We start from the raw sequence: 25,269 nt of genomic DNA, 5'->3' as shown, positions 1-25,269 counted from the left end.
CTCGTGAGAAGGAGAAGTCCCTCATGCCCGATCGACTTACGTACGAAGAGCTTGCCGCCCTGATGAAGAAGGGCGCCGGACTGACCGTCGACCCCCGGGAGATGGAGAACCGGTCCGGTACCGCTTTCGACGAGTTCGGCCTCGACTCGCTGGGCCTCCTCGGCATCGTCGGCGTCCTGGAGAACCGGCACGGGCAGCCGCTGCCGGCCGACGCCGACCGCTGCAAGACGCCCCGCGAGTTCCTCGACCTCGTGAACAACAGCCTTGTGACAGGAGCCTGAAGTGTCCGGACACACCGAGAACGAGATCGTCATCGCCGCACCCCTGGACCTCGTCTGGGACATGACGAACGACCTGGAGAACTGGCCGCAGCTGTTCAGCGAGTACGCCTCGGTCGAGGTCATCGAGCGCGACGGCGAGCGGACCACCTTCCGCCTGACCATGCACCCCGACGACAACGACAAGGTGTGGAGCTGGGTCTCCGAGCGCACCATGGACCGCCGCGGACGCACCGTCCGGGCCCGCCGTGTCGAGCCCGGCCCGTTCCAGCACATGGACATCCGGTGGGAGTACTCCGAGGCGCCCGGCGGCACCCGCATGCGGTGGACGCAGGACTTCGCGATGCGCCCGGACGCCCCGGTCGACGACGCCTGGATGACCGACAACATCAACCGCAACTCGCGTGTCCAGATGGAACTCATCCGGGACAAGATCGAGCAGCGCGACCGCGAGCGGCGGACGGCCTCCGTCCCGGCCAACTGACCTACCGTCCGCCGACGGTCCGGAACGCGGTTCCGGACCGGGTACCGGAAAGGCATCACCCGATGCACCACGCACTGATCGTCGCCCGGATGGCGCCGGAGTCGGCGCCGGACATCGCCGAACTGTTCGCCGCGTCCGACAACAGTGAGCTGCCGCACCTGGTCGGCGTCACCCGGCGCAAGCTGTTCCAGTTCGGCGATGTCTATCTGCACCTGATCGAGTCCGAGCGCCCGCCCGGCCCGGAGATCGCCAAGGTGACGGAGCACCCGGCGTTCAAGGACATCAGCGACCGGCTCACCGCCTTCGTCAGCCCTTACGACCCGCAGACCTGGCGCGGGCCGAAGGACGCGATGGCGCGGGAGTTCTACCGGTGGGAGAGCGACTCCACCGCCTGACGCACAGGAGCGCCCCGGGAGCGGAGGTCAGTCCGGGATCACACACTCGAAGGCGTGGAGGTACGGGTTGACCGGCCGGATCTCACCGATCGACAGCCCGGCTTCGGACAGCCGGTCGACCAGGCTCTGCCGGGTGTGCTTGGCACCGCCCACGTTCAGGAGCAGCAGCAGGTCCATGGCGGTGGTGAACCGCATCGACGGGGTGTCGTCGACAAGGTTCTCGATGACGACGACCCGCGCACCGGGACGGGCCGCCGCGATGACGGCCCGCAGCGCCCGGCGGGTGCTGTCGTCGTCCCACTCCAGGATGTTCTTGATGATGTAGAGATCGGCCGCCACCGGAATGCCCTCACGGCAGTCCCCGGCCACGATGCTCGCCCGGCCGGCGAGCGGACCGCCGTCCCGCAGCCGTTCGTCGGCCCGTGCCACGACACCGGGCAGGTCCATCAGGGTGCCGCTGACCGACGGGTGCTTCTCCAGCAGGCTTGCCAGGACATGCCCCTGACCGCCGCCGATGTCGGCGACGACCGACACCCCGGTGAGGTCGAGCAGCGCGGCGACATCCAGCGCGGACTGCATGCTGGACGTCGTCATGGCCCGGTTGAACACCTGGGCCGACTCGTGGGCGTCCTGGTGGAGGTAGTCGAAGAACTCCTTGCCGAACACGTCCTCGAAGACGTTGCCGCCGGAGCGCACCGCGTCGTCCAGGCGGGGCCAGACCTCCCACGTCCACGGCTCGGTGCACCAGAGGGAGATGTCCCGAAGACTGTTCGGGTCGTCCTCGCGCAGCAGCCGGGACATGTCGGTGTGGGCGAAGGTGCCGTCCGCCTGCTCGGTGAAGATGCCGTAGCAGGACAGGGCGCGCAGCAGCCGCCGCAGGGGTACGGGCTCGGTCTTCACCACCGTGGCCAGTTCGGCCGCGGTCGCCGGTGTCTCGCCCAGTGCGTCGGCGACGCCCAGCCGGGCCGCGGCGCGCACGGCCGCGGAACGGGCGGCGCCGAACACGATCTCACGCAGCCGCATGGCCGGCTGCGGGGTGGGAACGGGCTGGACGGGTGTGGTGGTCGGGTTGGTGCTCACGGTGGTCATGCCGTCTCGCTTCTCCTTGTGCGGGGGGACACCGGTCAGCACATTCCGGCCGGAGCGGAAGTGGCGCAGGTGTTGCCGGTGAAGCGGTTGCCCGTACCGGTGTCCTGGTTGGCCAGGTCCGCGGGCCGATTGCCCAGGACCGTGTTGTCGCTGATCGTGTTGTCGGTGTTCTTCGCCCCGACGAAGCTCTTGAACAGCACGACGCCGCCCGAGAGGGGCGTGGCGCCCACGTTGCCGCGGATCACGTTGGACCGGACCTCGGTGGAGGCGGTGCCGGTGAGGACGATGCCGGACCCCTGGATCGCGGGCAGCCGCGACGTGGCGGCGCAGAACTTGTTGTTGTCGGTGATCCGGTTGGCCCGGATGAGCATGTCCCCGGCCTGCGGTGTTCCCTCGTCGCCCACGACGAAGACGCCGCTGCAGTTGGCGGTGAAGGTGTTGTGGTGCACCGAGAGGTTGCGCACGCGCCGTGCGGTGAACCCGATGCGGTTGTCGGTCAGGGTGTTGCCCCGGACCCGGGTCCCCCCGGTGTCGGTGGCGCCGCCCTCCTCGTCGACGCTGTTGGCGACGAAGATGCCCGCATCGCCGTTGGAGCGGGCGGTGTTGTGCCGGATGTCGGCACGGGTGGACCGCTGCTGCGCGATGCCCCAGACCTTGTTGGACGTGGACGTCACCGAGCGGACCTCCAGCCCGTCCGTCCAGGAGGCCCAGAGGCCGCTCTTGCTGAAGCCGGTCACGGTCAGGGACCTGATGGACACGTCGTCCACGGTGTGTTCCGCCGTGCCCAGGACGCAGATGCCGTTGCCGGCCTCAGCGCAGGCGTTGTCCGGCTGGGTGCCGCTCGCGCCCGGCTCGATGACCGTACGGCGCCCGAAGCCGCGCAGGGTCAGTCCGGGCGTGGTGATCAGCACGCTCTCCCGGTAGGTGCCGGGCCGGACGATGATGGTGTCACCGGGCCGGGCGGCGTCCACCGCTGCCTGGATCGACTGGCCCGGACGCACCACATGGCCGTCCGCGGCGGCGGCCGGAACGGACGGCGCGACGACGCCCAGTCCGGCGGCCGAGGCGGCTGCGACGCTCACAAGGCTTTTGATGTGTCGTTTCCTCATGAGCCGAAGCTAGGGGCGATCACCCCCCGATGCCACGCATGGTGCCCGGTTGTGTACGGGGCGTGCCCGAATGGCTTACGCCGTTGCCGCGGCCCCGTGTCCGCCGTGGAAGCGGGGCCGTGCACTCGGGTGACGCACCCTCGCGGGCGCTCCCGGGTCAGCCGGTGGCCGGGCCGGCGGGTGCGACGACGGAGCGTGCCCACCGGTAGTCGGCCTTGCCGCTGGGGGAGCGCCGGATCTGCGGGGCGATCACCAGGTGGCGCGGGATCTTGTAGCCGGCCAGCCGGGTGCGGCAGTGCGCCTGTACATCGCCGAGCGAGGGTGCGTCGGCGCCTTCCCGCAGCTGCACCACGGCGGCGACCTGATTGCCCCACCGCTCGTCGGGAGCGCCCGCCACCAGCGCGTCGTACACGTCCGGGTGGGACTTGAGCGCCTGCTCGACCTCCTCCGGATAGACCTTCTCGCCCCCGGTGTTGATGCACTGCGAGCCCCGGCCGAGCACCGTGACGATGCCTTCGGCGTCGACCGTCGCCATGTCGCCGAGCAGGACCCATCGCTCGTCGCCCTTGCGGAAGAACGTCTCTGCGGTCTTGCCCGGGTCGTTGTAGTAGCCCAGCGGTACGTGACCGCGCTGGGCGATCCGCCCCGGCTCGCCCGGTGCCACCGGCTCGTACGTGGCCGGGTCGACGACCGCCGTACGGGCGTTGACCCGGAGCCGGAATCCGTTCTCCGGGCCGGAGTCGGCGGTCGCGGTGCCGTTGAAACCGGACTCGGACGAGCCGAAGTTGTTGAGGAGCATCACGTGGGGCACCAGCGCCTGGAACTCCGCGCGCACCGAGTCGGACATGATCGCGCCCGAGCTGGAGACGGAGAACAGCGCCGAGCAGTCGGTGCCCTTCAGTGGCCCCTTCAGCGCGTCGATCAGCGGCCGCAGCATCGCGTCACCCACCAGGGACACGCTGGTGACCTTCTCCTTCTCGATCGTACGGAGCACCTCGTGCGGCACGAACTTGCGGTGCACGACGACCCGCTGTCCGAAGTTGAAGCCGATGAACGCGGTGAGGGTCGAGGTGCCGTGCATCAGCGGGGGAGTGGGGAAGAAGGTGATGCCCTCCCCGCCGGCGGCCACTCGCTCGGCCAGCTCCTGCGGGGCGCTGACCGCGTCGCCGGTCGGCGCTCCGCCACCGAGGCCGGAGAAGAACAGGTCCTCCTGGCGCCACATCACCCCCTTGGGCATGCCCGTGGTGCCGCCCGTGTAGATGATGAACTGGTCGTCGGCGGAGCGGGCCATGAAGCCGCGCCCGGGATCCCCGTCGGCCTCTGCCGAGGCGAACGCGACAGCATCGGGCCCGGGTGTGCCGTCGGTGGACGAGCCCACCCGTACGAGGTGGCGGAGCTTGGGGGCCTGCGGCGCGGCGGCCGCGACCCGCTCGTCGAACTCGGCGTCGAAGACCAGGGCCGCCAGATCCGCGTCGCGGTAGAGGTAGACCAGCTCCTCCTCGACGTAGCGGTAGTTGACGTTGACCGGGACGATGCGCGCCTTCAGGCAGGCCAGCACGGTCTGGAGGTACTCGACACCGTTGTAGAGGTGCAGTCCCAGATGCTCGCCGGGGCCGATGCCCGCCTCGATCAGATGGTGGGCGACGCGGTTCGCCGCCGCGTCGAGCTCCGCGTAGGTGAGCCTGCGTTCGGCACCCGTGCCGGGATGGTCGAGGTAGACCAGCGCCTCTCGTTCCGGGACAGCGTCGACGACCGACTCGAACAGGTCGGCAAGGTTGTACTCCACCGTTCCTCCTGACCCCGGTTGCTGAGTGGCTCGGCGGTCATTAGAGCGCCGACCGGCACAAGTGGGAAGGGGGCCCGGCAAGAAATCTGACTCCCTGTCAGAAAACTATTGAACTGCAACTCCACTTACTGCAACCTGTTCTAGCCTTGAGACGGGAGACAGACCATGGGCGGTACGGAACACCTCACCGTGCAGCGCGAAGGCGCCACACTGGTGCTCACCTTGAACCGGCCCGAGAGCAAGAACGCGCTCTCGTTGCCGATGCTGGTCGGCCTGTACGACGGCTGGCTCGCCGCGGACGAGGACGAGGAGGTCCGCTCCGTCGTCCTCACCGGAGCCGGCGGCTGCTTCTGCGCTGGCATGGATCTCAAGGCCCTCGCCGGCCGGGGAATGGAGGGCGAGCAGTACCGGGACCGGATGACGGCCGACCCCGATCTGCACTGGAAGGCCATGCTGCGCCACCACCGCCCCCGCAAACCGGTGATCGCCGCCGTCGAGGGCCACTGTGTGGCGGGCGGCACCGAGATCCTCCAGGGCACCGACATCCGCATCGCCGGGGAGAGCGCCACCTTCGGCCTCTTCGAGGTCCGGCGCGGCCTCTTCCCCATCGGCGGCTCGACGGTGCGGCTGCCGCGCCAGATCGCCCGCACCCACGCGCTCGAAATGCTGCTCACCGGCCGCCCCTACACCGCCGGTGAGGCCGCCAGGATCGGCCTGATCGGCCGGGTCGTCCCCGACGGCACCGCACTGGACGCGGCCCTCGCCGTCGCCGAACAGATCAACGCCTGCGGCCCGCTCGCCGTCGAAGAGGTCAAGGCATCGGTGTACGAGACCGCGGAGATGACCGAGACCGACGGCCTGGCGGCCGAACTGGAGCGCGGCTGGCCCGTCTTCGCCACCGCCGACGCCAAGGAGGGCGCCCGCGCCTTCGCCGAGAAGCGCCCGCCCGTCTACCGGCGGGCCTGAACCCCAGGAGGCAACCGTGCCCGACGTCCTCAGCGCACCGCTGGTGGTCGAATTCCCCTTCACCCGCTCCCTCGGCCCGGTGCAGAGCGCCTTCCTCACCGGACTGCGCGAACGCACCGTGCTCGGCGTCCGGACCACGGACGGCAAGGTCCTGGTCCCGCCCGTCGAATACGACCCCGTCACCGCCGAGGAGATCCGCGACCTGGTCGAGGTCGCGGCCACCGGAACGGTCACCACCTGGGCCTGGAACCCGCAGCCCCGCCGCGACCAGCCCCTGGACACCCCCTTCGCCTGGGTACTCGTCCGGCTCGACGGCGCCGACACCGCGCTCCTGCACGTCCTGGACGCCCCCGGACCCGAGGCCGTCCGCACCGGCATGCGAGTCCGTGTCCGCTGGGCGGGGGACCGCACCGGCGCCATCACGGACATCGCCTGCTTCGAACCGTACGAGGGCGATCCCGGCCGATCCGCCCCGCACGACGGGGAGTTCGCGGACCCGGTCGCCGGGATCGTCACCCCCGCCCGCCTCGACTACACCTACTCGCCGGGCCGCGCCCAGAGCGCCTACCTCGAAGCGCTCGCGGACCGCCGCGTCGTCGGCGAACGCTGCCCGTCCTGCCGCAAGGTGTACGTCCCGCCCCGCGGCGCCTGCCCCACCTGCGGCGTCGCCACCGACGAACGCGTCGAGGTCGGGCCGCGTGGCACGGTCACCACCTTCTGTGTCGTCAACATCAAGGCGAAGAACCTCGACATCGAAGTCCCCTACGTCTACGCGCACATCGCCCTGGACGGCGCCGACCTCGCCCTGCACGCCCGGATCGGCGGCATCCCCTACGACCAGGTACGGATGGGGCTGCGCGTCGAGCCCGTATGGGCCGAGGGAAGCCGCCACCCCGACCACTACCGGCCGACCGGAGAGCCGGACGCCGACTACGACGCGTACAAGGAGCTGGTCTAGATGCGAGACGTAGCGATCGTCGCCTTCGCGCAGACCGACCACCTGCGGCGCACCGACGAACTCTCCGAAGTCGAGATGCTGATGCCCGTCCTGCACCAGGTCCTCGACGCGACCGGGCTCAGGACCAGTGACATCGGCTTCACCTGCTCCGGCTCCAGCGACTACCTCGCGGGCCGCGCCTTCTCCTTCACCATGGCGCTCGACGGCGTCGGCGCGCACCCGCCGATCTCCGAGTCCCATGTCGAGATGGACGGCGCCTGGGCCCTGTACGAGGCCTGGGTGAAGATCCAGACCGGCGAGGCGGACACCGCGCTCGTCTATGCGTACGGGAAGTCCTCGCCGGGCCAGGTGCGCGACGTCCTCACCCGGCAGCTCGACCCGTACTACACCGGCCCGCTGTGGCCCGACTCCATCGCGCTCGCCGCGCTCCAGGCCCAGGCGCTGATCGACGCCGGCGACACCGACGAGGCCGCTCTCGCAGCCATCGCCACCCGCAGTCGCGCGGACGCGTCGGACAACCCGCACGCCCAGCTCAGCGGCGCCGTCCCGGGCGGCGACTACCTCGTCCGGCCGCTGCGGACCGGCGACTGCCCGCCCATCGGCGACGGTGCCGCCGCCGTGATCCTCGCCGCCGGGGACACCGCACGGTCCCTCTGCGCCAGGCCCGCCTGGATCCGCGGGATCGACCACCGCATCGAGGCCCACGGCCTCGGGGTGCGCGAGCTGACCGAATCGCCCTCGACCCGGCTCGCCGCCGAACGTGCCGGGGTCTTCGACCGGCCCGTCGACACCGCCGAACTGCACGCCCCGTTCACTTCCCAGGAAGTGGTGCTGCGCAAGGCGCTCGGCCTGGGCGACGAGGTCACGGTCAACCCGTCCGGCGGCGCGCTCGCCGCCAATCCGGTGATGGCCGCCGGGCTGATCCGTCTCGGTGAGGCCGCCGCCCGCATCCACCGCGGCGAGTCCGACCGGGCGCTGGCCCACGCCACCTCCGGGCCCTGCCTCCAGCAGAATCTGGTCGCCGTTCTCGAAGGGGAGAGTGCTCATGTCTAAGGAGCCCGTGGCCGTCGTCGGCATCGGCCAGACCAAGCACGTCTCCGCGCGCCGCGACGTCTCCCTCGCGGGCCTGGTCCGCGAAGCCGCCGTGGCCGCCCTCCAGGACGCCGGACTGACCTGGGCGGACATCGACGCCGTGGTCATCGGCAAGGCACCCGACTTCTTCGAGGGCCTGATGATGCCGGAGCTCTACCTCGCCGATGCCCTGGGCGCGGTCGGCAAACCGATGCTCCGCGTCCACACCGCGGGATCGGTGGGCGGCTCGACCGCCCTCGTCGCCGCGAACCTCGTCGCCGCCCGCGTGCACACGACCGTGCTCACGCTCGCGTTCGAGAAGCAGTCGGAGTCCAACGCGATGTGGGGCCTCTCGCTCCCCATCCCGTTCCAGCAGCCGCTGCTGGCCGGCGCGGGCGGCTTCTTCGCCCCTCATGTCCGTGCCTACATGCGCCGGACCGGGGCGCCGGACACCGTCGGCTCCCTCGTCGCCTACAAGGACCGGCGCAACGCGCTCAAGAACCCGTACGCGCACATCCACGACGCCGGCATCACCCTGGAGAAGGTCCAGGCCGCGCCCATGCTCTGGGACCCCATCCGTTACTCGGAGACCTGCCCCTCCTCCGACGGGGCCTGCGCGATGATCCTCACCGACCGTGCGGGCGCGGACCGTTCACCGCGCCCTCCGGCCTGGGTGCACGGTGGGGCGATGCGCAGCGAACCGACGCTCTTCGCCGGCAAGGACTTCGTCTCCCCGCAGGCCGGCAAGGACTGCGCCGCCGATGTGTACCGGCAGGCCGGGATCAGTGACCCGCGCCGGGAGATCGACGCGGTGGAGATGTATGTGCCCTTCTCCTGGTACGAACCGATGTGGCTGGAGAATCTGGGCTTCGCCGACGAGGGCGAGGGATGGAAACTCACCGAGGCGGGAGTCACCGAACTCGACGGCGACCTGCCGGTCAACCCGTCGGGAGGGGTGCTCTCCACCAATCCCATCGGTGCCTCGGGAATGATCCGCTTCGCCGAAGCGGCCCTCCAGGTACGGGGGCAGGCGGGGGAGCACCAGGTGGAAGGCGCCCGCAGGGCGCTCGGCCATGCCTACGGCGGCGGGGCCCAGTTCTTCTCCATGTGGCTCGTCGGCGCCGAACCGCCCACGGGCTGAACCCTTTCTTCCCGGGCAGGCCGCACCCCCATGCGTTCCGCGGCCTGCCCGGGGGCCGCCGCGCTCGTGTCGTCCGTGGTCACCGGCGACACCGCACCCCGTGGGTAGCGTGGTGTCCGTGACGGGTGAGAGCGATCTTCGGTTCCTGTTGAGCACGCTGCGTCCGGAGCTGCGTCCGGGGCGCTATGTCTACGCCTCCGCGCCCGGCGGCCTCGCGCCCGATGGCACCGCCCCCGTCGTCACGGTCCGCGAGGGCGAAGGGCTCACGGTGGTCCTCCCCGAGGCGGAGGCCGCGGCTGCCGGGCTGACCGCCGCCGACAGCCCGGCAGGCTGGATCACTCTCCGTGCGCGTTCACCACTGGCGGCCGTCGGGCTGACCGCTGCCGTCTCGCTCGCCCTCACCGACGCGGGGATCAGCTGCAACATGGTGGCCGGGTTCCATCACGATCACCTCTTCGTCCCGTACGACCGGGCCGCCGAGGCCGTCGCCGTGCTGGAGGAGCTCGCCGAGGAGTCGGGTACGGGGTGACCGGCGGTGTCGTGGCGGGGCGGAGCGGCAGCGGTCCGCCCGGGCCCGGCTCGGCGAGGTGGGCCCGGACACGTAACATGTCTGCATGTCCTTCCTCCGCCGCCGTAGCGCCGCCACACCCGCGGGCCCCGACTTCGACGTCCTGGCCATGGACCCGGGCGACTGGCCCGGCAACCTCGGCGCCGGTCTGCTGCCCGCTCCCGACGGGAGCTGTCAGGGCGTCTTCCTGCGCTACGACCTGTTCGGCGGTCGCGGCCCCGCGATGATCATCGGCAATCTCCCCGAGGGCTCGCCGGCCCGCGAGACCGAGGAGGGCCAGGTGCCCTTCGAGGTGGCCCAACTGCTGCTCGCGCTGGAGAACGACGAGCCGGTCGAGGTCACCGGCACCGAGGACATGCCCGTCATGCAGGGCGACAACCTGCTGATCGTCCGGCGTGTGAAGCTCTCCGAGACCCGGATCTCCTGCGTTCAGTTCGACCGCAGCGACGGCGTGCTCGTCACCATCGCCAGCTGGGACCGGCCGATCACCGACGATCTGTACACCCTTCTGAAGCCGCTGCCCGCCGAACTCTTCCAGCAGGGCTGAGCCGGGCGCGTCCGCCGGGCTGCCACACGCCGCCCGGCGCTGTCACTTCCGTCCAAGTACCAGCGGTCTCTGTCCAAGAGGCCGCTTTGTCATGCGTCTTGTCCACTCAGTCGTCGGACCTCTAGCGTCATTCGGCATGACATCCGGGATGACGCGACGTACCACTGTGAAGGCAGCGATCGGCGTAACAGGCGCTATGGCGCTGGGAGTTCCCGCACTCTCCGGCGAGGCCGCCGCAGCCGGTACCTCCGATGAATCGACGACCGGCAGACACAAGGCGAAGCTGCCGAACCCCGTGCTCCACTATCGCGCACCCGCCGCCGACTGGGAGCGCGAGTCCCTGCCCATCGGCGGCGGGGCCCTGGGAGCGAGCGTCCATGGAACGCTCGCCTCCGAGCTCCTCACGTTCAACGAGAAGACCCTGTGGACCGGCGGACCCGGCTCGGCCCAGGGGTACGACTTCGGCAACTGGACCGCCCCCAGACCCGGAGCCCTCGCCGGAGTGCGGGAGCGCCTCGACGCCGAGGGCTCGCTGGGCCCCGACGCCGTGGCCGCCGAACTCGGACAGGCGCGCCGGGGGTACGGCGCCTACCAGCTCTTCGGGGAGCTGCGCCTCGATGTGCCGGGTGCGCCGGCCGCCCCCGACGCCTCCTACCGGCGCGGCCTGGACCTGCGTACCGCCCTCGCTTCCGTGGCCTACAGCTGTGAAGGGGTCGCCCATACAAGGGAGTTCTTCGTCTCCCACCCGGGTTCCGTCATCGCCGGGCGGCTGACGGCGGACCGCCCGGGACAGGTGGCCTTCACCCTGCGGTACACCTCGCCGCGCAACGACTTCACCGCATCCGCCACCGGTGACCGCCTCACCGTCCGGGGTGCCCTCAAGGACAACGGGCTGCGCTTCGAGGCCCAGATCCGCGTCCGAACCACCGGTGGCACGGTCACCGCCGGGACCGACGGCAGCCTTACCGTCACCGGTGCGGACCGTGCGTGGTTCTTCCTCGCGGCCGGCACCGACTACGCGGACACATTTCCCGCCTACCGCGGCCAGGACCCGCACACCAAGGTCACGGCAGCTGTCGACACGGCGGCGGCCTCCACGTACGAGCGCGTCCGCGACGCCCACGTGGACGACCATCGCGCCCTCTTCGACCGGGTCGCCCTCGATATCGGTCAGCAGCTGCCCGACCTGCCGACCGACCAGCTGCTGAGCGCCTACACCGGCAAAACGAGCGCCGCGGACCGGGCCCTGGAAGCGCTCTTCTTCCAGTACGGCCGCTACCTGCTGATCGCCTCCTCCCGGGCCGGTTCACTGCCGGCCAACCTCCAGGGCGTCTGGAACAACTCGACCACCCCGCCCTGGTCCGCCGACTACCACAGCAACATCAACCTCCAGATGAACTACTGGCTCGCCGAGGTCACCAATCTCGCCGAGACCACCGCTCCCTACGACCGCTGCATCGAGGCCATGCGCGAGCCGGGCCGCAGAACCGCCGAGGAGATGTTCGGCACCCCGGGATGGGTCGTGCACAACGAGACCAATCCGTACGGCTTCACCGGAGTCCACGACTGGTCCACGGCCTTCTGGTTCCCCGAAGCCGCTGCCTGGCTCACCCAGCAGATGTACGAGCACTACCGCTTCAGCGGCTCCACCGGCTATCTGCGCTCCACCGCCTATCCGGCGATGAGGGAAGCCGCCGAATTCTGGCTGGCCAACCTGCGTACCGACCCGCGCGACGGACTTCTCGTCGTCACCCCGAGCTACTCGCCCGAGCACGGTGACTTCACCGCAGGGCCGCGATGTCCCAGCAGATCGTCCATGACCTCCTCACCAGCACCCTGGAGGCGGCCCGCACCCTGGGGGACGCCCCCGCCTTCCGCAGCCGTCTCGAAACAGCCCTCGGCAGCCTCGACCCCGGTCTGCGCGTCGGCTCCTGGGGCCAGCTGCAGGAGTGGAAGGCCGACCTGGACGACCCGGCCGACGAACACCGTCATGTCTCCCATCTCTTCGGCCTCCACCCCGGCCGCCAGATAGAGGCCGGGAGCGACTGGGCCGAAGCGGCCAGGGTCTCCCTCGGCGCACGCGGGGACGGCGGCACCGGCTGGTCCAAGGCCTGGAAGATCAACTTCTGGGCACGGCTCAGGGACGGCAGCCACGCGCACAGAATGCTGGCCGAGCAGTTGAAGAACTCCACCCTCCCCAACCTCTGGGACACCCACCCGCCCTTCCAGATCGACGGGAACTTCGGTGCTGCCTCAGGTGTCGCGGAGATGCTGCTGCAGAGCCATCACGACACCGTGGACCTTCTCCCCGCCCTCCCCGCGGCCTGGCCGGACGGCTCCGTGCGCGGACTGCGCGCACGGGGAGGATTCACCGTCGACATCGAATGGGCCGCAGGCCGGGCCCGCCGTGCGGTGATCACAGCGAGCCGGACCCGTGAACTGACCGTACGCTCCACGCTTTTCGCCAGTGGCGAGAAGGTCATCAGAGCCCGAGCCGGACGGCGCTACACGCTGGCCCCCGACAGCTGAGCGAACAACGACGTCACCTGCGCCGCCGAGGTGCCGAGCCCCGTGGGACCTCCCAGGTGCCACGGGGCCGCGGTGCCGCGCCGCAGATCCTCCTCGCGGTAGCGTCCGCAGTCCCGGTGCCAGATCAGCAGGCCCGCGATCCAGTGCTTCAGCTCCTGGACGTAACCGGCAAGGACCTCCCTCGCCTCGGCATCCAGACCGAAGTCGTCGTACAGCACCGGGAGTTCGTTCTCGGCCACGTGCAGAAACTGGCGCAGCCGGGACTTCATCAGATCGTGCAGGATCCTCACCCCGGTCGGATAGTCGACCCCGAAGAAGTTCCGCACCACCAGGACACCGTTGTGCACCTCGCCCTCGTACTCGATCTCCTTCTGGTACGAGAACAGATCGTTCAGAAGCGCGGCGTAGTCGGCGGCCGCGTTCTCCAGGGAGCGCAGCGGGCCGCTCCCGTAGATCTCCGGCGGTACCTTCCTGCCGTGCCCGAGCCGGCACAGACTCATCGTCAGATCCGATCCGAACGTCATGCGCCGCATCTCGACATAGTCCACCGGGTCGGGAATCCGGTTCTGCGCCTGGTTCGCCAGTTCCCACAGCCAGCTGGCGGTCATCTCCTCGACGGACTTACGGAACGCGCGCCTGCCGCTGTCGTCCATCGGTGCGGAGGTGCGCTCCCAGAGGTCGCCCAGCGCGCGTTCCAGCGCGTTGACGGGCTCGGGCGCAGCGGCCCCGTTCAGCGGCATGAAGAGCGACAGCCGTTCGTTCGCCAGCCGGGCTCCCACCAGATCACGGGTCCGTCCGTACACCACTGGGAACCAGTCGTCCCCGTAGGTCCCCCAGGCCAGCCACCGCGAGGACAGGTCGAGCTCGTCAGGGGTGGCGTCCGGATGAAGGCCGGCCGCGCACAGCGGGAGGTCGATCGCCCGCAGCCGAGCCTCGTCCCAGATGTGCGAGCCCGGCACCCCCGGCTGAGCCTCCAGAAAGCCCACCCGGCGAGCCCAGCAGACCATTCGCTCCCGGGCCCCGTGCAGGTGCGGGCTGAGCGTCGTATCGAACGGAAGGTCGAAGTCGGGAAGCAGCGGCGGGCCGACATGCTGGAACGGCAGATGGGTACGGGCGCGCAGCCTGGCGGACTCCGAGCGGGCGGTGAAGCGGATCGACGCGGCGGCCATCCCGAAGCCCGGCGCTGTCCGGGCGGCCCCGCCGTCGTTCATGTAGCGGCTGGAGCGCATGTGCCACTCATGGCCGCCGGACTGCCAGTCCTGCAGCCCCTTGACGTACGCGAGCACCGCCGCCGTCTGCGCGGCGTCGAGGCCCTTTCCCGCGCAGAGCGGACCCAGTTCGGTCAGCGCGGTGTTCTCGAACTGCTGGAGCCGGGACGTCAGCAGATCGTTCACCGCCTCGGCGGCCTCCTGCGTCGAACAGCCGAGGAAACGCTCAAGAACCAGGACGCCATTGCTGTTCTCGCCCTCGTCCTCGACCTCCCGCTGGTACGAGAACAGGTCGTTGCGCAGATGGACCCCGTCGGAGAACGCGTCGCGCAGCACACGCAGCGCCCGTTCACCCGCCACCGCCTCGGGTACCTCGGCGCCCGCGGCGTACTCCACGAGACCGGCCGACCAGGGGGCGCCGCCCACCTTGCGGCGCATCTCGATGTACTCCACCGGGTTGGCGATGCGGCCCTCGTTGATGTTGGCGAGCTCCCACAGCGACTCGTTCAGCAGGTTCTTCGTCGCCTCGGCGAACCTCACCCGCCACGCGTCCGACATGCCGGGTACCGTCCGCGCCCACAGGTCCGCCAGACCGGCCTCGACCGGGTTGACCGGCTTGGGCACGGGCGCGCCCCGCTCCATCGGCATGAACGCGGGCAGCCGGTCCAGGTACGCCTTGCCTCCCTGGCGGTCGGGGGTGCGTTTGAACAGCTCCAGGAAGTGGTCGTCGAAGAAGAAGACCCACACATACCAGTCCGTCACCAGGGACAGGGCCTCGGCCGAACAGTCGGGGTGCGTATAGGCACACAGCAACGCGTAGTCATGGGAGTCGAGGTCCCTCTCCTCCCAGATGCCGGAGCCCTCCAGCATTCCTATGGCCCGCGCCCATGCCTTCGTGTGCTGCCGTGCCTGTTCGGCATGAGGGTTGAGGCGCGCCGGATACGGAACATAGAAGTCCGGCAGAGTGAAGGGCTGTGCCATCTGCGTCAGGCCTTTCGATGAGCCTCCGCGTGGGTGTCACGCGGCGCGGTCAGGTCCGGGCGAGGCCTACCCTTCGGCCGTTCGAGGCACGCACGGCGGTCATTAGTCACACAAGAAGTGCGCCCGTTCGGGTGTCGTTCCGGATCGAGACGGACAGTCCGCAGCCGCGTAAAACTCAGGTAACGCGGCACCGCCGGAGTCCTGCGGCAGCTTTCCGTCCGCAGGTCAGGACACCTGCCAGTGGTCTGATCCACTGATGCGACCCGCGTCTGCCGCAACGCTCTTGACGTGCTATCACCTCAGGTCACAGAGTGTCCGCGCACGACCGAACACGAGATCGGAACACGAAGACCTCTCGACACGTACGGCTCGGGAAACGCCCAGCTCCAAGAAGGGTTGTCATGACGTCCAAGCAGAGGACCGGACTCGCACTCGCGCTGACCACCACCGGCGCACTGAGTCTCGCGCTGCTCAGTCCCACGGCACGGGCCGGCGCGGACGGGGTGCGGCCGGAGTGCCCGCGCGGTCTCGCATGCGACTGGGTCCCGGCTGCGTACCAGCAGACCGGCGACCCGGCCGACAAGGAGACGTACGGCAACTACGACACCGCGGACCGGCCGCACAGCAACAAGATCAAGTTCATCGTCCTCCATGACACCGAGGAGGACTTCGACACGACCCTGAAGATCTTCCAGAACCCGCTGAAGCAGACCTCGGCCCACTACGTGGTGCGTTCCGGCGACGGCCATGTCACGCAGATGGTGAAGAACAAGGACGTCGCCTGGCAGGCCGGGAACTGGTACCTCAACACCCACTCCATCGGGATCGAGCAGGAGGGCGTCGCCACCGAGGGCGCGAAGTGGTACACCCCCGAGATGTACCGGTCGACCGCCGCACTCGTGCGCTACCTCGCCGCCAAGTACGACATCCCCCTCGACCGCCAGCACATCATCGGCCACGACGGGGTGCCGCCCACCAGCGCGGCCGGGACCAAGGGCATGCACTGGGACCCCGGCACCTACTGGGACTGGAACCGCTTCATGGCGCTCCTCGGCAGGCCCACGGTGCCGACGGCCGGCAAGGGCAGCGAACTCATCACCGTCAGCCCGAGGTTCAAGGAGAACAAGCAGGCCTTCCGTGACTGCGAGAAGGGCGTCGACCTGCCTGTCCAGGGCTCCAGCGCCGTCCCGCTCCACACGGAACCCTCCGACGCGTCACCGCTCTTCTCCGACCCGGGACTCCACACCGACGGTTCTCCCGGCACCAACTGCGCCGCCGACTGGGGCAGCAAGATCAGCGCCACCCAGCAGGCCGTCGTCGCCGACCACGCACCCGGCTGGACGGCGATCTGGTGGTACGGCAAGAAGGCCTGGCTCCGCACCCCGGATCATGCCCGCACCACGACCCCCACCGCCGGCTACGTCGTCAGGCCGAAGGCCGGCAGGACGGAGGTGCCGGTGTACGGGGTGGCATACCCGGAGAAGTCGGAGTACCCCGCCGACTTCGCGGACCAGCGGGTGGGCACAGCTCTCCAGTACACCATCAAGGCCGGCCAGTCCTACCCCGGCGGCGGAGAGGCCCCTACCGGATTCTTCTACGCGCCGACCATCGACTCCTCGTATCCCCTGGACCATGCGTACTTCCGGGGCAAGGAGAAGTACGTGACCGTCCAGATCGGCCACCGCATCGCCTTTGTGAAGGCATCCGACGTCGATATCGTCCGCGCGCACTGAGAGAGGGCCGGCGCCGTCTCGCGGGTTTCGGCCCAAGGGCAGCAAAAAGCGCGCTGCGGGCCCGGTGTGTCGGCACCGACCCGCAGCGCGCATCCCCCGTCGGCCGAGGTCAGCGAGTGCCGACCGCGGCTCGGACGGCACTCCGCGCCATCGCGCAGTCGTCGTGCAGGCGACGCAGCAGCAGTCGCTGCTCCTCACCCGACGAGTACGCACCCGGACGGTCTTGCCCCGTCCGGGCCGGTGCGCCGGTGTCCCGCATGGCCCGCTGAAGGGCCGTCTCGTACGTACGGATCTCCCGTGTGAGTACGAGCATCAGATTGACCAGGAAGGAATCCCTTGCCGCGGAACCCGCGACCTGGGCCAGCTGACTGATCTGACGCCGCGCCACCGGCGCGTCTCCCAGGACCGTCCAGAGCGTCGCCAGGTCGTAGCCAGGCAGATACCAGCCTGCGTGCTCCCAGTCGACCAGAACCGGACCGGTGGGTGACAGGAGGATGTTGGAGAGCAGCGCGTCACCGTGACAGAACTGCCCCATGCCCTGGCGGCCCCCTGCATGGGCAAGGCCGTGCAGCAGCTTCTGGAGGTCTCCCAGATCACGATCGGTGAACAGACCTAGCTCGTGATAGCGGGCGATGCGTGCCGCGTAGTCCAGCGGGGCGTCGAACAGGCCGGCCGGCGGACGCCAGGAGTTGACCCTGCTGATGGCGCCGAGTACGGCTCTCAGATCCGCCCGCGGCGGCGTCTCCGAGGGATGCCTGGTCAGCGCCGCCACCCGGCCGGGCATCCGTTCGATGACCAGGGTGCAGTTCTCCGGGTCCGCAGCGATGAGCCGGGGCGCCCGGACCGGCGGGCGGTGCCGGACGAACGCCCGGTATGCAGCTATTTCGTGACGGAACCGCTCCGACCATTCTGGGGAGTGGTCCAGTAAGCACTTGGCGACCGCGGTCGCACGGCCGGTGGAACCGACCAGGAGCACCGACCGGCCGCTTCGGCGCAGTACCTGTACCGGATTGAACTCCGGGCAGATCCGGTGCACCGAGGCGATCACCATCCTCAGCTGGGCGCCCTGGGGGCCGGACAGATCCAGCCTTCCGCTGAGCGAAGGGGAGCCCGGCCCCGCCATACGCCGGGGCCGGCCGATGCCGGGCGCGGGGACGATGGCGCGGGGGTCGAGATACGGTCCGCCACCCACACCCAGGGGACGCAGCGGCCGTGGTGGGGCGGACACGGAGGACGATGCTGTGTACATGGGGGAGACAGATCCCTTCGCGCGCCGACAAATTGCGTGCGCCACCCCGGCCGGCGGCCGATCGGCACCCTGGGGAGTACCTAGGGCTGCCGGGCGGGGTGGCGCTTTCCTACCTGACACCGACCTGCCGGTGGCACACCATGTGGCGGACCCTGGCGAACCCTGGCGAATACTCGCAGGGCATCTGACAGGGCGTTACTGTCAATACAGCCGAGAACCTGGGGGCTTGACGTGACCGGAGAACCCAACACCCGTCTGTCCGACCTGTTCGGCCTTGCCGGCTGGTCCAAGGGCGAACTCGCGAGAATGGTGAACCGGAAGGCGGCGGCCATGGGCCACCCGCAACTGGCCACCGACACCTCGCGCGTAAGGCGATGGATCGACATGGGGGAGTCCCCGCGCGATCCCGTGCCCAAAGTGCTGGCAGCTCTGTTCACCGAGCGGCTCGGTCGTGTCGTGACCATCGAGGACCTCGGGTTCGGCCGACGCGGGCGTGCGGGGAAACGGCGAGAGACCGGGACGGAAGAGAATCCCGACCAACTCCCCTGGGCGCCCGAGCGGACGGCAGCGGTCCTCACCGAATTCACGGGAATGGACCTCATGCTCAACCGACGCGGCTTGGTGAGCGCGGGCGCCGCGCTCGCCGCCGGCTCCACGATCGCCGGCCCCATGCACGACTGGCTGCACACCGACCCCGTACTGGCGGCTGATGCCCCACGTATCGACGACCCCGTGCACGCGGATCCGGCCGGCTACGACCGGTACGAAGCCGCGCCCATCGGCTCGGAGGAGATCGAGGCGCTGGAGCGCTCCGTGGAGGTGTTCCGAGCCTGGGACGCCTCGCGCGGCGGCGGCCTCCAGCGCAAGGCCGTAGTGGGCCAGCTCAACGAGGTGGGCGGCATGCTCGCCTATCGCCACCCCGACCACCTGCAGCGACGTCTCTGGGGCGTCGCCGCCAACCTCGCCGTCCTCGCGGGCTGGATGTCCCACGACATCGGCCTCGAACCCACGGCCCAGAAGTACTTCGTCATCGCCGCACACGCCGCGCGCGAGGGCGGTGACCGTCCTCGCGCGGGCGAAGCCCTTTCCCGGGCGGCCCGCCAGATGGTCCACCTGGGCCGTCCCGATGACGCACTCGACCTCATGAAACTCGCCAAGTCGGGCTCGGGGGACATGGTCCTGCCACGCACCCAGGCGATGCTGCACACGATCGAGGCCTGGGCGCAGGCCTCGCTGGGGCGGGGGCAGGCCATGCGGCGCAGCCTCGGCCTGGCCGAGGAGCTCTTCGTCTCCGACAAGGGAGATGTCCCACCGCCGAGCTGGATGCAGATGTTCGACGAGGCCGATCTGCACGGCATGCAGGCCCTGGCGTTCCGCACGCTTGCCGAGCACGACCCGTCGGCAGCCGTTCCCGCCCAGCGGCATGCAAAGCAGGCGCTGGAACTGCGGATCAGGGGACGCCAGCGGTCCAAGATCTTCGACTACATCTCGCTCGCCTCGGCCTGCTTCATCGCCGACGACCCCGAGCAGGCCGACCGGTACGCCCGGCTCGCCCTGATGACGATGGGGGAGACCTCCTCGCATCGCACCTGGGACCGGCTGCGCGAAATGTACCGGCTGACGGGCCGGTTCGCGGGCTACGCGAAGATCGAGGACCTGCGCGAGGACATCAAGCGTGCGCTGCCCCGGAGTACCGGCACCAAGAGGCCCAGGAGTGCGGAGATCTGATCCCTGACGCGGCGACAACGACGACCCGCAGCACGACCATTCCTCAACTCCCTTTCGGGTAGGGCGTCATGGGGGCCACCCGGTCTCCGCCGTCACTGATCCGTGCCCTGAACTCCTTCGTCGGCCTGTGTGCGTGGTGCATCCGTGCTGCTACGCCCCGATGCGGGCGATCAGTACACACGCGTCGTCCAGTCGCTCGGTGGAGCCGAACTCCTCGGCAACGGTTCGTACGCACTCCTGGGCCGTACGGGCCCGGGCGAAGCGGGGTGCCAGTCCGAGCAGGGTGTCCGTGCCCGCGCGGAGACCGCTGTGTGGGTTCCCCCTGCCCCGGGCCAGGCCGTCGGTGTGCAGTACCAGCACATCACCGGGGAGCAGGTGGAATGCGTCCTGTTCGTAGGAGACTCCGGACGCCGCTCCGAGGAGCACCCCGTCCGGCGGGGGTACCGGGCGCCCGGCTCCGTTGCGGAAGAGCAGTGGCGCCGGGTGTCCGGCCTGCGCCCAGTCGATCCTGCGGGTGGCGGGGTCGAACCGGCAGCACACCGCGCTGCCCAGTGCGGGCTGGATGGATGTCTCCAGTAATTGATTGAGGTGCCCCATCAGCGCTCCGGGTTCGATCCCGGCGACGGCCATGCCCCTCAGCGCACCCAGGATCATCGCCATGGCGGAGGTGGCCTGGATGCCGTGACCGGTCAGATCGCCGACGGTGAGAAGCGTCCGGCCGTCCGGCAGTTCCATCGCGTCGTACCAGCCGCCGCCGATCAGGGCGCTGGAATCCGACGGCAGATAGTGGGCCGCGATGTCCAGCGACCCGGGACCCTGGTCCGGAAGGCTGAGCGAGCCCCGCCACGGAGGGAGCACGGCCTCCTGCAGCTCCACGGCCATCCGGCGTTCGGTCCTGACGATGTGCTGCTGGCGGCGGAGCGACTCCTGAGTCCGGTGCACCACCTGCCGGCTGCGGTGCAGAGCGCTGACATCGCGCAGAACCGCCCACATGGATGCGGTGCAGCCGTCCGCGTCGAGGACGGGCTCGCCCCTCATGTGTAAGGTCCTGATCCCGCCGTCGGTGTGCAGGATGCGGAACTCCCCGTCTATCGGCTTCCCGTCGACGAGGCAGTCCGTTACCAGCGAGGTCAGCAGGGGCTGGTCCTCGGGCAGGAGTACGGACGGCAGGTCGTCCAGCGAGAGCGGGCCGGCCTCGGGCGTGCGGCCGAAGATCTGGAGCAGTTCGTCGGACCAGCTCACCTCGTCGGTCAGCAGGTTCCATTCGGCGCTGCCCACCCGGCCGATCAGCGGACCCGGCTGTTCGCCGGCGGGTGAAGCGCGGCTGACGAGTAGCGCTTCCTCGGCCACGAAATGCTCTGCGGCCTCCGATGGAAGTCCCTGCCTGAGCTGTCCCAGATGCGCGCCCAGGTCGTCGAGCTGATGGACGGCCAGGTCGCACAATGCGCGCTGCCAGCGCAGCTGGGGGTCGTCCTCGTCGACGAGAACGGTGTCGCGCCGCACCGCGTCCACGTCGCCGCGGAGCCGGTGCGTCCGGTTGATCAAGGCGTCGACGGCATCGTGCTCGGGCGGCCGGGCGGGATGGTCCGAGGACGGGCGGGGCGGCATGTCGTACTCCGATACAGGCGCGGTACAACCAGGTCTGAGGGCGGACCGAATACGACTGTCGCACAGCCCGCAGGCGCCCGTAAGGGGTTTGGCAACACTCGACCCGTTCTTGCATCCGGCATACGCCAGCGGCTGGTCGCGACCCTGATTAGTCGAACACCCTTGCTGAATGCGGGTGTTGATGCAAGTCATCAGGCGTATGGCGCCTGGTGTGCGCCCGTGCCCGCCCTTTCGCGCGGGGCCGGCGGACCCGTGTCGGGGCATATGCGGTCCGGAGCCCCCGCCGGGGGCAGGAGCTCCGGAGCTTTGCGGGCCGGGCGCCGGGGCGGTGGCGGCCGGCGGTGTCAGCAGAGGGCGATACGGCCGTACGAACCGATCGTCCACTTCCATTCGAGGGTCTCGCCGGGGGAGGTGGTCCAGCACGACCTGTCGGGACCGTTGTTGATCACGAGCTGGATGTGCATGTTCCGGCCGCAGTTGTTCGTCGTCCAGGCGGTCTTGTTCTGCTTGATGACGTCGCGCGCCACGCAGGCGGGCGCGGTGGCCCCGGCGGCGGACGCCGGGCCCGCCGCCGTCATCGAACAGGCGGCGATCATCGCGGTGGCCGCAAGGGTGGTCAGGGTGTTCTTCAGGCGCATGGTTCACGTTCCTCGGGGAGTCGGCTGCAATGCCGGGCACAGCGATCAACGAGCGTCGCGTCCCCACGTGACGGCTGGGCGGGGAGTACCCGTGAGGTTCGGGCGCGGCGCGGGGACGCCTGGTGGGCGTGTGCCCGGCGGGGCGGGAATGCTCCCGGGTGTACCCGTGTTGTACGAGCGAAACGAAAACGAATCCCGTTCTCATCAAGGGGCGGGATCGGTACGAGGAGTCCGGAGGTGCCCATGGCCCGCAGTGAGGCCCGTCCCGTCGTCACCCTCCGCTCGACCGCTGGAACCGGTCAGAGCTATGTGACGCGCAAGAGCCGTCGCAACAACCCCGACCGCCTGGTCCTGCGCAAGTACGACCCCGTGGCCGGACAGCACGCGCTGTTCCGCGAGGAGCGCTGAGCGAGGCTCTGACCGTCGCCGGGTGGCCCCTGCCGCCCGCCCGTACTCGTACCAGGGAAGGAATGCCCATGAAGTCCCGAATTCACCCCGTCTCCCGTCCGGTGGTCTTCCGTGACCGCGCCGCGGGAGCGGCCTTCCTGACCCGTTCCACCGCGGATTCCGATCAGCGGGTGACATGGGAGGACGGCCGGAGCTACCCCGTCATCGACGTGGAGACCTCGTCGGCGAGCCACCCGTTCCACACGGGGAACCAGCGGGTGCTGGACACGGCCGGCCGGATCGAACAGTTCAACCGCCGTTACGGAGCCGAGGCGCGGACGGCAGGCGCATGACGCGGCCCCGGCCCGGACGTCCGTGCTCCGGATCACAGTCCGGAGGGCGGATTCCCGGGAACAGGGGTACATGATTTATCGTTCACCTAAATGTGGATGACGCGCAGAGCTCCCACATCAGAGCCGCCCCGGCTGGATTCCCCCGATCCGGCCGGGGCTTTCCCCTGTCCGTGGCTCACGCCCGGACCGCTGCCGTGAGGGCCCGCCGTCCGGCAGCTTCGGTGAACAGAGCGGCGGCCGCCAGACCCGCAGCGGGAACGGCGCCCGAAGCGGGCCACGCGCGCACCGCCAGCGCGGCCAGTGCGGCGCCCGCCACGACGGCGAGCAGCCGCCCGGCGACCCAGACGTCACCGCGACGCCACGACGCCTGGGCCAGCCGTGCGACCAGAGAGGTCAGAGTTCCGGTGAAGTAGTTCGTGGGCGTGGCCCGGACACGGCCCTGGATGCCCATCGCGAGCCCCATGGCCACCAACAGGCCCAGCCGGTCGGCGTCCGACGTGATCAGGCCGCACGCCCACAGCACCGCGCCCACGGTGAGGAGCGCCACCTCGGCCAGCAGCATGACGGGCAGCCGCCGCCACATCCGCTCCCCGGCCACCGCGCCCCAGGCCACCCCGCATCCGTACGAGGCCAGCGCGGTGACCGCACGCAGGGCGACTCCCTCCTCACCGGCGCCCGCGGCGGCGGCGCCCAGCAGCACCAGATTGCCTGTCATCACTCCGGCGAAGACCTGGCCGACACAGATGAAGACGAAGGCGTCCGCGGCCCCGGAGGCCGCGGACAGCAGCAGAAGCGCCGTATGGGCGCGGGAACCTTCCGATGTGTCGCGGTCTGCCGGTTCGGTGGATGAGTTCGGAGTCGGCACGTCAGCATCTTCGCTGCCGCCGTCCGGCCCGCCCGGCCACATCGTCCCCGGCGTGGCGCGTTCCGCACAGTGCCCGGAGCACGACCGCGGCGGAGGGGCGCCGCGCAAGCGTCACCGTGGCCGGGAGCTGCGACGCGCCGGTCGGCTCCGGAGCGGGTAGGGCGCTCAGTCCAGGCCTCGCGCCTGTTTGAAGCGGGACAGTCCGTCGGCCAGTTCCACCACCGGCTCCGGATAGTCGGGCCGGTCGCGGCCCGTGCCCCGGAGTTTCCACGGCTCGTGCACGGCGCGGCCCGGGATCGCCGCCAGTTCCGGAACCCAGCGGCGGACGTAGCCGCCGTCCGGGTCGTACCGCTTGGCCTGGGTCACGGGGTTGAGTACCCGGTTGGGGCGGCTGTCCGTGCCGGTCCCGGCCATCCACTGCCAGTTCAGCTGGTTGTTGGCGACATCCCCGTCCACCAGCAGGTCCAGGAAGTGCCGCGCGCCGATTCGCCAGTCCACGTACAGCGTCTTGGTCAGGAAGCCGGCCGTGAGGAGCCGCCCGCGGTTGTGCATCCAGCCCTCGTGGCGCAACTGGCGCATGGCCGCGTCGACCACGGGGTAGCCGGTGCGCCCCTGACGCCAGGCCTCGATGTCATCGGCGGCGTCGGCCTCGGACCGCCAGTGGTCGTGCCGGGTGCGGTAGTCCCGCCGGGAAGCGGCGGGCCGGGCCGCGAGGACCTGGTGATGGAACTCGCGCCAGCACAGCTGGCGGACGAAGGCCTCGGCTCCGGCCCCCTCCATGGTGCGGGCCCGGTGGACGAGTTCGACGGGAGACAGAGTGCCGAAGTGCAGGTGCGGCGAGAGCCGGGAGGTCGCGTCGCCGTACATGTCGTCGTGCCGTTCCTCGTACGCGGAGAGACCGTGACGCCGCCATGCGGCGAACTGTGCGCGGGCCTGCCGTTCCCCGCCCTCGGCGAGCCCCTCCGACACACCGGAGACCGCGCTGCGGGCGGGTACGGCTTCCGACCCGGGACCGTCCGGGACCCGCACGGTGCGGGGTGCGGCGAAGGCATCCCGCACCCGCTCCGCGGACCAGCGCCTGAAGTAGGGCGTGAACACGGCGAAGTGGTCCGAGGCCGCCGGCGTCACGGCGCCGGGCGCGATCGCGGTGATCACACCGTCGTGGACGTGGAGCCGCCGCCCGTCGGACTCCAGCGCCGCGCGCAGCCGTTCCTCACGAAGACGGGCGTACGTGCTGACCCCGGCCGCGAGATGGACGTCCGCCGCACCGGCCTCGGAGGCGATCCGGCCGACCTCCTCGGCGACATCACCCGAGCGGATCACCAGTCTGCCGCCCCGCTCACGCAGCCCCGCGTCGAGATCCCGCAGACAGTCGGCAAGGAAGGCCAGGCGGTTCGGGGCACCGAACCCGGCCGTCTCGATGGCGCTGTCACGGACGAACAGCGGTACGACCTCGTCCGAGGAAGCCAGTGCCGCCCTCAGCGGTGGATGGTCGTGCAGCCGGAGATCGGCGGTGAACAGAACGACCGATACGGTCATGGTGCAACTCCTGGGGAGGCCGGGTACGTGTCATGCTTCCGTCCTCGGGCCGCCCGTGG

22 protein-coding genes and 1 pseudogene are annotated in these 25,269 nt (G+C 70.1%); 14 read left to right on the top strand and 9 right to left on the bottom strand.

The window, feature by feature from the left end; genetic code table 11:
• Positions 1–23 precede the first annotated feature (23 nt).
• From ACZ4LX_RS06365 to ACZ4LX_RS06355, 3 genes are all read left to right on the top strand, one after another.
• On the top strand, positions 24–281 hold the full coding sequence (locus ACZ4LX_RS06365; RefSeq protein WP_467638992.1) for a phosphopantetheine-binding protein: 258 nt from the start codon (positions 24–26) through the stop codon (positions 279–281).
• A 1-nt stretch (position 282) separates the two neighbouring features.
• A complete protein-coding gene (locus ACZ4LX_RS06360; RefSeq protein ID WP_467638995.1) occupies positions 283–762 on the top strand; it encodes an SRPBCC family protein in 480 nt (159 codons plus the stop codon).
• A gap of 62 nt (positions 763–824) precedes the next feature.
• Entirely contained in the window at positions 825–1,157 is a 333-nt protein-coding gene (locus ACZ4LX_RS06355) for a TcmI family type II polyketide cyclase (RefSeq protein ID WP_467638998.1), read from the top strand.
• Between the two features lie 27 nt (positions 1,158–1,184).
• Here the strand turns inward: ACZ4LX_RS06355 and ACZ4LX_RS06350 are convergent, their stop codons facing one another.
• The 3 genes from ACZ4LX_RS06350 to ACZ4LX_RS06340 form a co-directional block, all read right to left on the bottom strand.
• Positions 1,185–2,246, bottom strand: a complete 1,062-nt coding sequence (locus ACZ4LX_RS06350) for a methyltransferase (RefSeq protein ID WP_467639001.1) — start codon at positions 2,244–2,246, stop codon at positions 1,185–1,187.
• Positions 2,247–2,281: 35 nt separating this feature from the next.
• Positions 2,282–3,355: a right-handed parallel beta-helix repeat-containing protein gene (locus tag ACZ4LX_RS06345; protein ID WP_467639004.1), complete on the bottom strand. Its 1,074-nt coding sequence runs from the start codon at positions 3,353–3,355 to the stop codon at positions 2,282–2,284.
• A 157-nt stretch (positions 3,356–3,512) separates the two neighbouring features.
• Complete coding sequence (locus tag ACZ4LX_RS06340) at positions 3,513–5,141, bottom strand: acyl-CoA synthetase (RefSeq protein ID WP_467639007.1); 1,629 nt, start codon at positions 5,139–5,141, stop codon at positions 3,513–3,515.
• Positions 5,142–5,306: 165 nt separating this feature from the next.
• On the opposite strand from ACZ4LX_RS06340, the gene ACZ4LX_RS06335 reads away from it, so the two are divergent.
• The 7 genes and pseudogenes from ACZ4LX_RS06335 (at position 5,307) to ACZ4LX_RS06305 (ending at position 12,921) form a co-directional block, all read left to right on the top strand.
• Entirely contained in the window at positions 5,307–6,107 is an 801-nt protein-coding gene (locus ACZ4LX_RS06335) for a crotonase/enoyl-CoA hydratase family protein (RefSeq protein WP_467639010.1), read from the top strand.
• A 16-nt stretch (positions 6,108–6,123) separates the two neighbouring features.
• Positions 6,124–7,065, top strand: coding sequence for a Zn-ribbon domain-containing OB-fold protein (locus tag ACZ4LX_RS06330; protein ID WP_467639012.1), 942 nt, complete (start codon positions 6,124–6,126; stop codon positions 7,063–7,065).
• Positions 7,066–8,118 (top strand): thiolase domain-containing protein, encoded by a 1,053-nt coding sequence (locus ACZ4LX_RS06325; protein WP_467639015.1) that lies wholly within the window; start codon positions 7,066–7,068, stop codon positions 8,116–8,118.
• Positions 8,111–9,277, top strand: coding sequence for a thiolase domain-containing protein (locus tag ACZ4LX_RS06320; protein ID WP_467639018.1), 1,167 nt, complete (start codon positions 8,111–8,113; stop codon positions 9,275–9,277). The genes ACZ4LX_RS06325 and ACZ4LX_RS06320 overlap by 8 nt, the downstream gene beginning before the upstream one ends.
• A gap of 118 nt (positions 9,278–9,395) precedes the next feature.
• A complete protein-coding gene (locus ACZ4LX_RS06315; RefSeq protein ID WP_467639021.1) occupies positions 9,396–9,806 on the top strand; it encodes an ACT domain-containing protein in 411 nt (136 codons plus the stop codon).
• An 85-nt stretch (positions 9,807–9,891) separates the two neighbouring features.
• The gene (locus ACZ4LX_RS06310) at positions 9,892–10,392 is read left to right on the top strand and encodes a hypothetical protein (RefSeq protein WP_467639024.1); all 501 of its coding nucleotides are present in this window, start codon (positions 9,892–9,894) and stop codon (positions 10,390–10,392) included.
• A gap of 295 nt (positions 10,393–10,687) precedes the next feature.
• Positions 10,688–12,921 (top strand): annotated as a pseudogene (locus tag ACZ4LX_RS06305) (glycoside hydrolase family 95 protein).
• Here the strand turns inward: ACZ4LX_RS06305 and ACZ4LX_RS06300 are convergent.
• Positions 12,897–15,110 (bottom strand): terpene synthase family protein, encoded by a 2,214-nt coding sequence (locus ACZ4LX_RS06300; RefSeq protein ID WP_467639027.1) that lies wholly within the window; start codon positions 15,108–15,110, stop codon positions 12,897–12,899. The pseudogene ACZ4LX_RS06305 and the gene ACZ4LX_RS06300 sit on opposite strands and share 25 nt — an antisense overlap.
• A gap of 401 nt (positions 15,111–15,511) precedes the next feature.
• On the opposite strand from ACZ4LX_RS06300, the gene ACZ4LX_RS06295 reads away from it, so the two are divergent.
• The gene (locus ACZ4LX_RS06295; protein ID WP_467639030.1) at positions 15,512–16,843 is read left to right on the top strand and encodes an N-acetylmuramoyl-L-alanine amidase; all 1,332 of its coding nucleotides are present in this window, start codon (positions 15,512–15,514) and stop codon (positions 16,841–16,843) included.
• A gap of 109 nt (positions 16,844–16,952) precedes the next feature.
• Here ACZ4LX_RS06295 and ACZ4LX_RS06290 read toward each other — a convergent pair whose 3' ends face one another.
• Positions 16,953–18,092, bottom strand: coding sequence for an aminoglycoside phosphotransferase family protein (locus ACZ4LX_RS06290; protein WP_467639033.1), 1,140 nt, complete (start codon positions 18,090–18,092; stop codon positions 16,953–16,955).
• Positions 18,093–18,323: 231 nt separating this feature from the next.
• On the opposite strand from ACZ4LX_RS06290, the gene ACZ4LX_RS06285 reads away from it, so the two are divergent.
• Positions 18,324–19,820 (top strand): DNA-binding protein NsdB, encoded by a 1,497-nt coding sequence (locus ACZ4LX_RS06285; RefSeq protein ID WP_467639036.1) that lies wholly within the window; start codon positions 18,324–18,326, stop codon positions 19,818–19,820.
• A gap of 150 nt (positions 19,821–19,970) precedes the next feature.
• Here the strand turns inward: ACZ4LX_RS06285 and ACZ4LX_RS06280 are convergent, their stop codons facing one another.
• Both ACZ4LX_RS06280 and ACZ4LX_RS06275 read right to left on the bottom strand, forming a co-directional pair.
• Positions 19,971–21,428 (bottom strand): PP2C family protein-serine/threonine phosphatase, encoded by a 1,458-nt coding sequence (locus ACZ4LX_RS06280; protein ID WP_467639039.1) that lies wholly within the window; start codon positions 21,426–21,428, stop codon positions 19,971–19,973.
• Between the two features lie 344 nt (positions 21,429–21,772).
• Complete coding sequence (locus ACZ4LX_RS06275; RefSeq protein WP_467639042.1) at positions 21,773–22,066, bottom strand: hypothetical protein; 294 nt, start codon at positions 22,064–22,066, stop codon at positions 21,773–21,775.
• A 243-nt stretch (positions 22,067–22,309) separates the two neighbouring features.
• Between ACZ4LX_RS06275 and rpmG the strand changes: the two genes are divergently transcribed.
• Together rpmG and ACZ4LX_RS06265 are read left to right on the top strand one after the other, a co-directional pair.
• Positions 22,310–22,474 carry a 50S ribosomal protein L33 gene (gene rpmG, locus ACZ4LX_RS06270; protein WP_467639045.1) on the top strand — a complete coding sequence of 55 codons (165 nt, stop codon included), beginning with the start codon at positions 22,310–22,312 and terminating at the stop codon, positions 22,472–22,474.
• 68 nt (positions 22,475–22,542) lie between these two features.
• A complete protein-coding gene (locus tag ACZ4LX_RS06265) occupies positions 22,543–22,806 on the top strand; it encodes a type B 50S ribosomal protein L31 (RefSeq protein WP_467639048.1) in 264 nt (87 codons plus the stop codon).
• 175 nt (positions 22,807–22,981) lie between these two features.
• Here the strand turns inward: ACZ4LX_RS06265 and ACZ4LX_RS06260 are convergent, their stop codons facing one another.
• Complete coding sequence (locus ACZ4LX_RS06260; protein WP_467639051.1) at positions 22,982–23,671, bottom strand: YoaK family protein; 690 nt, start codon at positions 23,669–23,671, stop codon at positions 22,982–22,984.
• A 165-nt stretch (positions 23,672–23,836) separates the two neighbouring features.
• Positions 23,837–25,210, bottom strand: a complete 1,374-nt coding sequence (locus ACZ4LX_RS06255) for a cryptochrome/photolyase family protein (RefSeq protein ID WP_467639054.1) — start codon at positions 25,208–25,210, stop codon at positions 23,837–23,839.
• Positions 25,211–25,269: the final 59 nt, after the last annotated feature.

The organism is Streptomyces sp. NPDC026062, assembly GCF_055568375.1.
This window is presented reverse-complemented; position numbering and strand designations above follow the sequence as displayed.

What these genes read in the sequence shown, in the direction of transcription:
- ACZ4LX_RS06365 (WP_467638992.1), top strand. Translation starts at nt 24, where the DNA reads ATGCCCGATCGACTTACGTACGAAGAGCTTGCCGCCCTGATGAAGAAG.
- ACZ4LX_RS06355 (WP_467638998.1), top strand. Translation starts at nt 825, where the DNA reads ATGCACCACGCACTGATCGTCGCCCGGATGGCGCCGGAGTCGGCGCCG.
- ACZ4LX_RS06350 (WP_467639001.1), bottom strand. Translation starts at nt 2,246, where the DNA reads ATGACCACCGTGAGCACCAACCCGACCACCACACCCGTCCAGCCCGTT.
- ACZ4LX_RS06345 (WP_467639004.1), bottom strand. Translation starts at nt 3,355, where the DNA reads ATGAGGAAACGACACATCAAAAGCCTTGTGAGCGTCGCAGCCGCCTCG.
- ACZ4LX_RS06335 (WP_467639010.1), top strand. Translation starts at nt 5,307, where the DNA reads ATGGGCGGTACGGAACACCTCACCGTGCAGCGCGAAGGCGCCACACTG.
- ACZ4LX_RS06325 (WP_467639015.1), top strand. Translation starts at nt 7,066, where the DNA reads ATGCGAGACGTAGCGATCGTCGCCTTCGCGCAGACCGACCACCTGCGG.
- ACZ4LX_RS06320 (WP_467639018.1), top strand. Translation starts at nt 8,111, where the DNA reads ATGTCTAAGGAGCCCGTGGCCGTCGTCGGCATCGGCCAGACCAAGCAC.
- ACZ4LX_RS06310 (WP_467639024.1), top strand. Translation starts at nt 9,892, where the DNA reads ATGTCCTTCCTCCGCCGCCGTAGCGCCGCCACACCCGCGGGCCCCGAC.
- ACZ4LX_RS06300 (WP_467639027.1), bottom strand. Translation starts at nt 15,110, where the DNA reads ATGGCACAGCCCTTCACTCTGCCGGACTTCTATGTTCCGTATCCGGCG.
- ACZ4LX_RS06295 (WP_467639030.1), top strand. Translation starts at nt 15,512, where the DNA reads ATGACGTCCAAGCAGAGGACCGGACTCGCACTCGCGCTGACCACCACC.
- ACZ4LX_RS06290 (WP_467639033.1), bottom strand. Translation starts at nt 18,092, where the DNA reads ATGTACACAGCATCGTCCTCCGTGTCCGCCCCACCACGGCCGCTGCGT.
- ACZ4LX_RS06280 (WP_467639039.1), bottom strand. Translation starts at nt 21,428, where the DNA reads ATGCCGCCCCGCCCGTCCTCGGACCATCCCGCCCGGCCGCCCGAGCAC.
- ACZ4LX_RS06275 (WP_467639042.1), bottom strand. Translation starts at nt 22,066, where the DNA reads ATGCGCCTGAAGAACACCCTGACCACCCTTGCGGCCACCGCGATGATC.
- rpmG (WP_467639045.1), top strand. Translation starts at nt 22,310, where the DNA reads ATGGCCCGCAGTGAGGCCCGTCCCGTCGTCACCCTCCGCTCGACCGCT.
- ACZ4LX_RS06265 (WP_467639048.1), top strand. Translation starts at nt 22,543, where the DNA reads ATGAAGTCCCGAATTCACCCCGTCTCCCGTCCGGTGGTCTTCCGTGAC.
- ACZ4LX_RS06255 (WP_467639054.1), bottom strand. Translation starts at nt 25,210, where the DNA reads ATGACCGTATCGGTCGTTCTGTTCACCGCCGATCTCCGGCTGCACGAC.